The 11,520-nt window shown below is 58.7% G+C and carries 7 protein-coding genes and 1 pseudogene; 1 reads left to right on the top strand and 7 read right to left on the bottom strand.

What is annotated here, in order from left to right; all coding sequences use genetic code 11:
* Positions 1–2: 2 nt before the first annotated feature.
* Genes dndD through dndB form a run of 3 tightly spaced genes read right to left on the bottom strand, consistent with a single transcriptional unit; the run spans position 3 to position 4,659 of the window.
* Entirely contained in the window at positions 3–1,976 is a 1,974-nt protein-coding gene (dndD, locus tag MFM001_RS08110; protein ID WP_116374766.1) for a DNA sulfur modification protein DndD, read from the bottom strand.
* Positions 1,973–3,517 (bottom strand): DNA phosphorothioation system sulfurtransferase DndC, encoded by a 1,545-nt coding sequence (dndC, locus tag MFM001_RS08105; protein WP_116374765.1) that lies wholly within the window; start codon positions 3,515–3,517, stop codon positions 1,973–1,975. The genes dndD and dndC overlap by 4 nt, the downstream gene beginning before the upstream one ends.
* Entirely contained in the window at positions 3,514–4,659 is a 1,146-nt protein-coding gene (dndB, locus tag MFM001_RS08100; protein ID WP_116374764.1) for a DNA sulfur modification protein DndB, read from the bottom strand. The genes dndC and dndB overlap by 4 nt, the downstream gene beginning before the upstream one ends.
* Positions 4,660–4,760: 101 nt before the next feature.
* On the opposite strand from dndB, the gene dndA reads away from it, so the two are divergent.
* The gene (gene dndA, locus MFM001_RS08095; RefSeq protein WP_116374763.1) at positions 4,761–5,960 is read left to right on the top strand and encodes a cysteine desulfurase DndA; all 1,200 of its coding nucleotides are present in this window, start codon (positions 4,761–4,763) and stop codon (positions 5,958–5,960) included.
* Between the two features lie 51 nt (positions 5,961–6,011).
* Here dndA and MFM001_RS08090 read toward each other — a convergent pair whose 3' ends face one another.
* The 4 genes and pseudogenes from MFM001_RS08090 to MFM001_RS08075 form a co-directional block, all read right to left on the bottom strand.
* On the bottom strand, positions 6,012–6,488 hold the full coding sequence (locus MFM001_RS08090) for a DNA phosphorothioation-associated protein 4 (RefSeq protein WP_116374762.1): 477 nt from the start codon (positions 6,486–6,488) through the stop codon (positions 6,012–6,014).
* Positions 6,485–8,374: a hypothetical protein gene (locus MFM001_RS08085; protein ID WP_116374761.1), complete on the bottom strand. Its 1,890-nt coding sequence runs from the start codon at positions 8,372–8,374 to the stop codon at positions 6,485–6,487. The genes MFM001_RS08090 and MFM001_RS08085 overlap by 4 nt, the downstream gene beginning before the upstream one ends.
* Positions 8,331–10,472, bottom strand: a complete 2,142-nt coding sequence (locus MFM001_RS08080; protein ID WP_116374760.1) for a DEAD/DEAH box helicase family protein — start codon at positions 10,470–10,472, stop codon at positions 8,331–8,333. The genes MFM001_RS08085 and MFM001_RS08080 overlap by 44 nt, the downstream gene beginning before the upstream one ends.
* A pseudogene (locus MFM001_RS08075) lies at positions 10,469–11,520 on the bottom strand (winged helix-turn-helix domain-containing protein); the annotation flags it as partial. The pseudogene MFM001_RS08075 and the gene MFM001_RS08080, both read right to left, overlap by 4 nt.

The raw sequence follows: 11,520 nt of genomic DNA, 5'->3' as shown, positions 1-11,520 counted from the left end.
TTCTACCCCCCAAAGTATCCGTTTTGGATGGACGTTGAGTTTTCGGTGGGATCGAACACAAGCTGATATGAGCGACCAACATGCTTGGCAATCCGCTTGTACGCTTCGTCATCGATTTCCGTATCAGTCGACAAGAGGATCACTTGATGACTCGCGTACGGAAAGTACCGCTCGATCAGATGACCGCGGTGAGAGCCGTCGAGCCGGCCTAGCGGGGTGTCGATGACAACCGGGAGCGGCTGGCCTGATGCACGAGCTAGCCCCCACAGCAGAGCTACTGCCAGCAGCTGGCGTTCACCCGCTGACAGGTCCTGCGCTGCCAGCGGACGTGAGTCGCGGCCAGTCAGTTGGATTACGAAGGTATCTGGATCGATGTGTACCTCCGTAATCAGCTTTTCCTTACGGAGAAGGTGGTTTAGCGCTTCAAGGATCAGTTGTGAAATCCGTCCAACATGCCGGCGACTGGCCGCAGCGCGCAGCGCTTCGAGGGTTGTGCGGACACGGTCGACGTGCTCTACGAGGCGACGTTCGTCATCAACGGCAAGGTTGGCTTGAGCAGCATTGTTGAGCGCTGCTTCGTATGCGCCGTCAGCGGCGGTCCGCTCTTCCCGCAAAGCCTTCAAGCGCTCCTCCGCATGAGCCAGCTCCGCACGCTTTTGCACCAACTTTGCCGAGGCATCCTCGCGTGCACTGAACAATGGGGCCAATGCTTCCGGGTCCGGCATGGCCGCGAGCACGCGCTCAGCGTCGTCGAGGCGAGACTGAAGCGCAGCGATTTGTTCGATGAGAACATCCAATCGCTTCTGCGCATCGGGCAGGCCCGCCTCCAGAAGATGTCCTATCGCTCCGGCGTCTGGCATGCCAACGACTTCGGCGACATTCGTGGAAGCGTGTCGCTGTTCGCGATCTGCTGCCATAAAAGATTCAACTGTCTTAACCAGTGAGACTTTTGCTTTCGCGTCGCGAAGAAGGTTGAGGATGTCCAAGTCTCGTTCGGCGAACGTTTCGGCTAGGAGCCGATTGCGTGCCGCTTCTGCCTCGTCACAGGCTTGCACCGACATATCCGCTAGCACATCGCGTACTTGAAGTAACGGCGCGCTGCCGCCGAGCTCTTCTCGAAGAGATTCACTGGCGCGGATCAAGTCATCACGTAGCTGGAGGACAGTTGCTTCAGCTGCTTCTCGTCGATCAACAAGATCACCGCCTGCTGATCGATAGCGCTCGCTCACTTCAAAGTGGGACTTCTCTGCCCTCTCAACTTCTACATGGAGAGCGGCCACTCTTTGCGATGCGGACTCTTCCTCGCGTCGCGCAGCCGTCACTGCACGTTGGCACTCTTCGATCGTCGCCCGGAGTTCGCTCGGTACCCGTGCTCCTTGGTGGCGTCGACGCAGGACTGCAAGGTCTGTTGAGAGCTGGTCGACCAACTCGATGCCTAGGAGCGCGGCTAGTGCGGACGCAAGCACTTCCTTTGAGCGCTCCATGTCAGCGAGGGCTTCGATCTGTTCGCCATCGAAGAAGAAGAGGCCCGCAATGCCCCGGGGGAGAAAGGAATTGACGTGTTCATTCCAAGTGGCCGTCAAGGCGCCATCGTGTCGACCGTCGACCGACACCAGTAGTATCTCGCGAATAGAGGCTCCAGTGCTTCGCCAACTGCGTCGCACCCAGTACTCACGCTCGGCGCCCTCCTGATAGGCGTGAAAAGTCAGCTCGATCGCAGCGCCTTCACTATGCGGCACCCCATTGTGGATAAGACCCCGCAGATAGCTCTCGTAGCCGCCGACCCGGCGGCCAGAAACCTGCGCCAGCGACCCATACAACACGAGATGTATGGCTTCCAGGACAGTGGTTTTGCCGGCTCCGTTTAGACCCCCAATCAGAACGACCGGTTTGGTTGGAGTGGGTGGTGCGAGTTCGATGGTGTGTCGCCCGCCGAACGTGCCCACGTTGTGCAGTACTAGTCGGTCAAGGATCATTTTTCGCCTCGGCGACTTGTCGACTGCCGGACGAAGCCGTCCAGCAGGTCGAGTGGATCCGGCTCGTCGTCGCCACGCCTCGGTGGGCCGGCCAGTGCGGATCTCCGATTAAGTGCACGCGCCGTGGCGTCAGACTCATCTTCGTAGAAGCCGCGGCGGAGTGCCTTCTCCAAAGATTCGAACAGGCCAGATCTGCGCGCACGCGAGCGATGTCGTTGCTCAATATCAAGCAACTCCCTCACGAGCTCGAAGTGCAACTGGTCTTCGCCAGTTACTTCCTTTAGTACTTCGATGGCTTCAGATCCGAGCGGAAGGTGCTCATCCAATGGCCTGCCAGGATAGGGCTCATTAAGTGCTTGCTGGTACAGACGCGGTAGATTGTCTTCGAACTCGTGCTTCTCGACGACCCAGATCCGTCTGATTTCTTCCAGCTCGGCGAGCGTGATGAGTTCAAGGGAACGGACATACGATGGCCCGTTCTGCCTGATCCACGACTGTGCTTCAAGCAGACGGGTGAGCCAGCGCTCGCGGGCCTCTTGCGTATAGGGTCCGGGGATCGGCTTATCGTGGAACAGTTGCACGGAGCCATTCATCCGGCGAAAATCGCGCAGGTGCCGGTCATCAGCAAGGTCGAGATCATTCCGAAGCTCTAGGAGCGGCAGCATCCACTCCTTCTCTTCATCGTTCTGGATCATCGCGGACATTGACTTGTCTTTGTCGACCAAAGTGCATGTCCAGCAACCGAATCGGCTGTCGCCGCAGCTTGGGGTGGTAGTGTCAACCACCAGCGGGCACTCTCCGTCAGGCGATGCGCCCTGATACATGGTGAGCAGTTCCTTGTTCGAGTAGCCCCAAGGGTTTGCCGCTTGCATTAAGAATGTCCACACATCGTCATTTGACCAGTTCTCAATTGGCGAGTACACCAAGCAGTTTGGCAAGGAATCGTTGGGGCTCAGCAGATCACGAACTCGCCGGGACTCTAGAGCTGTCATACGGTGCGATCGACCGCTGCTCTCCGCTTTGCGTGTGCCGAGGACAAGGATGGCTTCCCCATGTGAGCGAACCATTCCTCGAATGAATGTGTTCGAAGGCTTGATCTTCAAGCGTTCTGTACACCATCGAAATTTCGGCCGGGGAGCTGGATAACCTTTGCCGATGAGGTTGACCCAGAATGTGTCTGACACCGCAGGTGTCAAGCGATGTGGAGAGATTGGCAGGCCTTGGTTGCGTGCTTGCTCTTCAAGCACTTCCAAAGAGTGCGTTACCCACGCTGCTACTACCGGGTTTTCAACGAGTGTGTCTGTACTGATGACGTGTACTGGCTTGACGCGCTGTGTCTCGGGCAACGCTGCGATTGCCATCCAAACCAACTGGAGGACGGCCGTCGAGTCTTTACCGCCCGAGTAGCCGACCACCCACGGGACGGAATCGGCTCGATAGAGACGCTGCGTCTGTTCGACAACGGCGTCGATGGCGCCCGCGTAACCTAGCTCATCGAAGGCGGAATAGGTGCGGGGCTGAATCGGCAACTGACGCTTCATTTTTCACCCCTGTTAAAGCCATCCTCTGCCTGCTGCTCGTCGGGCGGTAACGGCAATCCGAGGCACTGGCGGATGCGCGCAGCGGTCAGTAGGACGTTCGCCGCACCCTTGCTGACCTTTCCACCGACCGTTGCGCGGCCTTCCCACAAGGCGGCGTTGGAGCGATGCCAGTCAATGTTCCTTAGCTTCTTGAGGATGTCCGGCCATTCGAGCGGATCTGTGCTTTCGCGCAGCAGTGCATTCCCGACCTTGCCTAATGACTGAAGAACGATCCCATGGCTATGGATGAAGTCTCGCCGGACTTCGCCGGCGCTGACTTCCCGCGCGCGTACTTGCTGCCACTCGGGGAACTGCTGGGAGACAGCTTCCCAATAAGCGGTGGCGAGGTCGACCCGCCGCTCTAGTGACCCGGGCTCGATGCCATCCAGTAGTGCTTTGATCGCGTTGTACAGCGCGGAAAGGGTAAAGAGTTTCCGTGAACGTGTTGAGAGGTTGCTCGTTTCCATCTCCGTGAGGTCGCTGAAGAATGAGGAGCGGACGACCACGAGCTTGGCGATGGTCGACATCTCGTCTCGGTGGTCGTAGAGGACACCGATCGACTTGGACGGTCGGACTGCGTGCCGATTCAGATCAGCGAACATCTGCTGGCACCTCTCGAGCCCCACATCGAGGAACAGGACGATCGCAATACTTTCGTCGCCCAGCTCCGGGCTCTCCATAAGTGCATGCTGGATTGCTGCTCGACGATGCTGGCCGTCGTTGATAACGAACCGCGCAGACATCGGGATCGACAACGTTCCAACCCGTTCGCCGGATCCCGTGGCACCGTCGATGGGCTCGAACTGGACGTCTGTGTTCACAGATGCTGTAAGTGCCGAGAAGATGTAACTGTCGGGGTTCTCGATGATGTACCGCGACATCTCAGGCACACGACCCTTGTTGAGGGTGCGTTGCGCGCGCATCTCGGGTGGAAGTTCCTCCTCGTCGAACAGGAACAGACGTGGAATCAGGCGTAGTGGACACATCGTGACGTAGTACTCGCGACCTGCCTGGACCCCTCGGATCGCGGGAAAGACGTATTCGTATGGGCTTGAACGGCGGTTGGCTGCGCCGCGGGGAACTTCCAGCTGAGCTGTGGGCATGATTCTGATCCTCTCGTCTGGCGGTGTACGGAAGTTGTGATCCGTATTCGACGCCGTGTTGTTCCGTACTTGTGTCGCAACCTACACGTACGATTTGACAGATGACCGTAACCGCGCCCACCGACACGCCAGCGGAGTTGGAACTTTCTGACCCTTCGCGGCCGGTATACCTCGACTGCAATGCAACGACGCCCGCCGAACCACGAGTGGCCAAGGAGGTCCTGAAGTGGACTTGCGAGGAGTTCGGCAACGCGGGGAGCCGGACCCATACGTATGGGCAAGTCGCCAAAGAACGGGTGGTACTCGCCCGTAGGCAAGTAGCGGAGGTGGTTGACGCTCACCCTGATGAGGTGGTCTTCACAAGCGGTGCTACTGAGAGCAATAACCTTGCTCTCCTAGGCCTGGCGCTGTTTGGCGAACGCAATGGGCGCAAGCACATCATCTCTACACAGATTGAGCACAAGGCTGTGCTTGAACCCCTCGAACAGTTATCGCATCGCGGATTCGAGGTGTCGCTAGTGCCGCCCACCCGCGGTGGGTGGGTTAAACCGGATCACATCCGCGCGGCTCTCCGTCCCGATACGCTCGTCGTCTCCGTCATGGGTGTCAATAACGAGACTGGAGTTATTCAACCCATCGAGGAAATCGCCAGCTGCCTATCCGGTCACGAGGCTTTCCTCCACGTAGATGCTGCGCAAGCATTCGGCAAGACAATCGATCTACTCCGTAATCCTCGTATCGACCTGACATCTGTCTCGGGCCACAAGATCTATGGTCCTAAGGGAATTGGTGCTCTCATCGCACGTCGACGAAAGTTCAACCGAATACCTATTGAGCCGTTGATGTTCGGCGGTGGGCAAGAGCGTGGGCTTCGGCCGGGCACTCTTCCGGTCGCGCTCATCGCGGGATTGGGTATGGCCTCGGCTCTCGCGATAGATGAGAAGGTCAGCCGTAGGAAGCGTTGCCAGGCGATGCAGGCACAGGCTTTAGCCGCACTAAAGCCGTTGGGCATAGCGGTCAATGGAGACATTGACCGGACCATCGCCCACACCCTGAACATTTCTGTGCCGGGAGTGGATTCGGAGGCAGCGATTGTGGCACTCAAGGATGTGGCTGCTGTTTCTAATGGATCCGCGTGCACATCGCAGAGCTACGAGCCCAGCCATGTATTGAAGGCCGCGAAGCTGCCTGCCGAGCAGATTTCTGGCGCGCTGCGGTTCTCCTGGAGTCATCTGACGCCCGAAATTGATTGGGAGGGAATCTCAGAACGACTATGTGGCCTTATGCCGGCACCGAAGTAGCCGGCTGACGTTTTGAGTCGGTGCTCGAGACTTCGATGCCGTGCCATCTGACTAACCCCAGGTGACTCCACCCAGCAACTCATCGACCGACGCTGGTTTGGCGCCACCATCGTCGGCAAACGCTTCGGTCACTAGATCTACGACTACTAGATCGGCTGGCTTATGCCGGACGTTGATTTGTTCTTGGAGGTATTCCAGACCCCCGTTTGCGTACTCTTCGAAGATTCGGACGCGTTCCTCGAGACGTGTGACGTCCATGATCTCCGGATCGTCAGCGACTTCGTTTGCAGCGATCATATTAATAAGCGTGTCGCTGAAGGGTGGTGCCGTCATGGTTGGCTCGTACCGGATCGGGTCACCGCCTGCATTACTGAATGGGACTCGGCGCTCCTGGCGGTAGCCGACCGCCGCCGCGAACAGCAAGATGTCGCGGTATGTGGGGAACTTGGCGTCATTCTGAAGCTCCTGCATCAGCGCCTCGTGCTGCTGTGGCCGGCGTACGCGAACTTCGGAGGGCGCGATGCTCATTTGATTACCTCCAGTTGGGAGTGGTCTGATTCGGCGGAGCGAATGTATGGATACGACATGCCCCCAAGCTCGATATCGTCGGCCGCGTTTCCTGGGGCGGTTGAGTGAGTCACGATCACGCCGAGGTGGCTTACATAGGGCATGAGTTCAGTCACGACCTTGCCGAGACCTTGGCTTTTACTTACCAGCACCACGAGCTGTGGAGCCATCTTGGCCAGTGCTCGCGAGACTGCCTCTTGGTAATCCTCGTCAAGCGACCCAAACGCCGCATCCATCACGATGGGATACGTCCCTGAATCATGGGCGGATTCACCCTCAGCGCGTCGCTCCTTGCGAATTTCGCGGGCAAGCTTCGAGACAGCCGCCACAAAGCTGAGGCTCAAGATTTGGTTCTCACCAGTCGACTTCGGTACCTGCAGTTGTACGCCGCCCACATCCTTGTGCAGCGTCAGCTCGAACCCCGCGCTTAGGGTCGGGATGTGGTTCTGGTGAGTGATGCTCTTGAACACCGCCTTGAGTTCGGCGTCGAGGCGCCTGCGCATCTCTTCCTCCCGGATCGAGAGGATTTCCTCAAGCGCGCGCTTAACGGATTGCACAAGATCCGAGCGCGAGCGCGCCTTGGCCGCCAACTCATCCGTGACCTCTGCGCGTGAGCGATCCTTGGTTTTTTGGTCGATCTCTTTCGCGATCGTCCGTAGGTCGTTTTCGATGGCACCCTTGCGTTGGTTCTTGATGCCGATCCGGTTCTCCAAATCCATGCGTTTGGTTTCCAGATCTTGAACGTCCTCCATCCGGCTATCCTTCAACTTGCCATCAAGCTCGGACTTGCGCTCTTCCAAACGGGTCACTCGGTCACGTTCGGCTCCAATGCGTTTCATTAGTTGGGCGAGGGATTCACGCAGCTCGTCTCGTGCGCCAGATAGAGGAGCGATCTGGCCGCTGAGCTGCTGCCAGGCAGTCTCGACGGCCTGTAATCCGGCACGCTGACGCCATTCCCTGACGTGGTCCCAGGACGCTGAGTGTTCCTCAAGCGAGGTACCGCAGATGCACGTTCCGTCCTCCAGCAGTTGGTCGACAAATTCTCGCTTGAGAGGCGCTGGGAGAGCGCCTTTCTGATAAAGGTTCTCTGCCATCGCTTGTGTTGCTTCGCCCAAAGTGTCGGTGAAGGCCTGGAACCCACGGGTCGCGACTAGCAGAGCTCGTTCGGCGAGCGCTGCGTCACGTGCCGCTCGGGCCTCACTCAGCTCATTCGTGACCGCATCCCGTTCGGCTTGGATCGGTGCAGCCTCAGCGTGTTGGCGAAGTAGGTCCGTGATGCGGTCGCGCTCCTCCGCCAAGATCGCTAAGTCGCCTTCGATGAGCTTGAGCTCTTCTCGCTCCTTTGCTTGCTGCTCAGTCAGTGCGTCGATCGCTTCCTGGATCTTGCTGACGGTGTCACCCCCTTGCTTAAGCTTGGCAGTTAACTTGCGGTCAACCTTGGGCAGGTGGGCAATTGCGCGTTCGACTTGCTCCAAGTCCAGCAGTACCTTGATGTCCTTCTGGACCTCGGCGTATGCGCCCTTTTTAACAAGATTTTCGATGCGCTCGCCGTTGAAGAAAAAGAAACGGCTCACGCCGCGAGGAAGGATGCTGTAAATAGTCTCTTGTGGTGCGTGACTGATCTCCGAGGAACCGTCTGGCCGCGTCACCCAGAGTTGCACCTCAGGTGAAATGGGCCCTTGAGCGTCGGATTCCTTACGGAGGCACGCGCGTCGAAGTAGGCGGTAGTCCTGTCCCTCGTGGTCGAAGCGCAATTCTGTTGCAACTTCGATAGAGTCACCCATTGGTAGAGCGCGCCACACGCTATCGGTGACCATCCGCTCCTGCTGCTCGACGTCGTCGGACATCGTGCCGTAAAGCGCCCAGGTGAACGCATTGAGCAGGGTCGTTGGCGCGCTGTAATTCCCGGATAAGTAGCGATCGCTCGATGTCGAAGTTGATGGGTGTCCCGGCCGGCGGGACCGCTAAGTAGTCGATGATCTCGGCGCAGTTTTTGCCCTCGGCTCGGCGCAGCAAGCGGCCACGCCGCTGGATGAATTGACGAGGATTAGAACTACTGGCGAGCAGGTAACCTGTTCGGGCATCAGGGATATCGACGCCCTCGTCAAGGCAGCGCATCGCCACCAGGACTCGTAGGTCATCACCAGTGCCGAATCGGCGAAGTAAAACCTTGCGTTCCGCTCGGGGGGTTCCGGCGACGTAGGAGTGCGCCGAGAGATGCAGCTCGTTGCCTACTGCATGCATCACTTCCTGAAGCTGGTTTGGGCCGAGCGGCTCCCCTGGCCCAGCTGGGCGACGCCCCTCCGCGCAGTAAACAAGTTGGAACCAAGACTCTCGCCGTGCGTTCAGATCGGCGCGTAGTGCAGCTAGCTTGCCCTGAGCATGGCCGAGGATGCCGGCCCGCTGGCGCAGCAGGAATCCAAGAGGCGAGGTAGGGTCGGCGTTCTGCAGGTCGTCGCCCGCTGCGATCCGTGTCGCGATCTGACTCGTGAGGTCGACGTAGAGACTGCTCTCGGCTTCGTCGAGTTCAACAAGCCGAGGGATATAGAGATAACGGGTGAGCGCCCCAATTTCGATGGCCTTACCGAGTCCGAGTTCGAACACGATGGGGCCGAAGTAGTCAATAAGGGCATCGGTGCCCTCCTCATCAAACCAGCGCTCCGGGGTTGCGGAGAGAGCTAGTCGGTATGTCGCGTTTGGGGGCAACGTCGCACGGTACGTCAGTGAACCGAGGTTGTGGGCTTCGTCCGCAATCACAAGCAGCGGCTGTGTGATCCGCGACAGAACTGACTGGAACTTGGCGCCAGCGAACGAGGAGTTTGTGGCGACCATCGCAGTTACAGGGCGTTGGCCCATGCGGGCCTCATTGAGTTGATCCTCAACAATAGGGAGCCACTTGTGGCTCGACTCATAGACAGCCACTGGCCGTACGCCGAAGTGTTGGATTTCCGTGACCCACTGGTCAACAAGGTGTTGCAGTGGGGCGAGGACAACGATAATCAGCGGTTGTTCGCGTGGTCGTAGCGCGTTGCCAAGTTGGGTGGCGGCCATCATCGCGGTCTTTGTCTTGCCAGTTCCAGTGGCCATCTTTAGCACGCCGCGCCCCTGGTTCCCCAGCCATGATTCAACTGCATGACGTTGGTAGTCGCGGACTGTAAGCCAGCCCGGGAACGCCAAGCGATTAGGTTCGTAGACCTCTATCACAGGAGGGGCCAATGCGTCATCCCGGCCCGGTAGCGGCTTGTGCAGGCGATCGTGGGCAATCCGTATAAGCCGCTCCCGTGCTATCTCGGGAAAGCGCTCCACCCTAAGGTGCGGCGTTTGGTTCGACCAAAGCGCATTCAAATCCGCTTCTAAACGGAGCGCGCGGCTGCCGTCGCCTGCGATCCAGCCGCGATAAACCTCGACTGACTCAAAATTAGCCATCAGCCCGCCGTAGGTTTCGTTGCTGCTGCCGGTGAAGCCGACGAGATCGCCGACATCGTCGCGAAAGACGCCGATCTTCTCGTGGTAAATGCCTACGCGCCCTTCGCGTTCCACGAATGCCAGCTTTATGTCCAGCCGTCCCTCGGCAATCAGTCGACCGAGCATGCCGAGCCCGTCGAGCACCTTTTCGAACTGGTCCGGATTCTCTAAATCCAATTCGCGGATCGTTGCACGCTCAATTACCGCCCGCGTGTCATAGCCGCGCTCGATGTCGAGGATGTCGTCTTCATTGAGGTGGGGAGAGGCGATGAGTCGCATAGAACCACCACGCTTGACGAAAGTCTCGATGCCGCGGGCACACAACGCCAAACTCGTAGACGTGAAGTAGCCGACGGCGCGGGTGTAACTTGAGGCGGCCCCAAACGCTGGCACATAGAAGTTCGCAACAACATCTTCTTGGTCGCTGCGATATCGCTCGTTCAGGTTAAGGGAGCGTAGCCCGGTTGGAGCTGGGGTCACAGGAGGTCCAGTATCTCGTCGACTTCAGCGCTGTGTTTGTGCTGCTCGAAGGTATTACCGGTCTCTAGGTACCCGCGGACGCTCGTAAGCAGGTCTGCAACGTCGCCATCTCCACGCTCCCGGTAGGTCCCGATAACGCTTGTGACTGGCGCCGTCTCTGGCAGCCCTACAGCCGTCGCTACCGCTATGCGTGCAGTGTGGCGGTCGGTGGTAATGGGTGCGCCGATGAGGCTAAGGACGTCGACTAGAGGATTGCCGGTGAGCTCCCGTGCAGGTTCAAAGCTGAACTTGCCGTCATCGTGGATCACCAGAAATGCGTCGGTATCAGCTGCTATGTCGCCTTTCATCAAGAAGCGGCGGACAGTTCCAAATGACGGCTGGGTGCCTGTCCAAGCGATCGTTTGCGGACCGAGCGGCGACTCAAGCTGTCGGGTCTCACCAAATTTGAGATTGAGGATGGTTGCGATGGCCATCGGTGCGACAGAGCCACTTCCACGCAGGTGGTCTTTCGTAACTCGGATCCTGTAGGCCCATGCGCCCGCATGGCGGAAGAGGCGGCGCGTCCGCTGCGGAGACTTGCGAACCTCATGGCCAGTACCAGCGAGCCGCACGACTCCGTCACGGTGCTCAAACGGCGGTGAGCTGGCGTACGTGATGACACTATTGGCGCTCACGCTATAGCGGCCGGTGATGTACTCGATCAGCTCATTGAGATTGATGCGGCCACCCTTTCGAGTTACCTGCTCCCGAATCAAAGAGCGGATCCCGGAGTACGCCTCCATGCCCCACTCCTTCAGCGCCCAGCGATCACGGTCGACGCGCTCGAAGCGCTCGTCGGTGGCCATCGCATTTCGGACTGAGCCGACGCTGCGGTCGTAAACGAAACGGTCGATGATCTCTTGAGCGCTGAGCGGCGTCCCAGCCATCGATAGAACTGCCGCGGCGTAATCGCCGACGGATTGGGTGCGAGTGAGGACGTAGCCACCATCCACCACATATCCGCAGTGGGATAGCCACGATACCGTCACCTCAGTGTCAGGGTGAGGTG

Origin of the sequence: Mycobacterium sp. MFM001, from assembly GCF_003402475.1 — a bacterium.
Taxonomy (GTDB): domain Bacteria; phylum Actinomycetota; class Actinomycetes; order Mycobacteriales; family Mycobacteriaceae; genus Mycobacterium.
Note: the sequence above shows the minus strand (reverse complement) of the source record. Positions and strands in the feature narration are given on the sequence as shown.

Bases quoted from the DNA above. Each gene is read 5' to 3' on its own strand.
- dndD (WP_116374766.1), bottom strand. From the start codon at position 1,976: ATGATCCTTGACCGACTAGTACTGCACAACGTGGGCACGTTCGGCGGG.
- MFM001_RS08090 (WP_116374762.1), bottom strand. From the start codon at position 6,488: ATGAGCATCGCGCCCTCCGAAGTTCGCGTACGCCGGCCACAGCAGCAC.
- dndB (WP_116374764.1), bottom strand. From the start codon at position 4,659: ATGCCCACAGCTCAGCTGGAAGTTCCCCGCGGCGCAGCCAACCGCCGT.
- MFM001_RS08085 (WP_116374761.1), bottom strand. From the start codon at position 8,374: ATGTCCGACGACGTCGAGCAGCAGGAGCGGATGGTCACCGATAGCGTG.
- dndA (WP_116374763.1), top strand. From the start codon at position 4,761: ATGACCGTAACCGCGCCCACCGACACGCCAGCGGAGTTGGAACTTTCT.
- dndC (WP_116374765.1), bottom strand. From the start codon at position 3,517: ATGAAGCGTCAGTTGCCGATTCAGCCCCGCACCTATTCCGCCTTCGAT.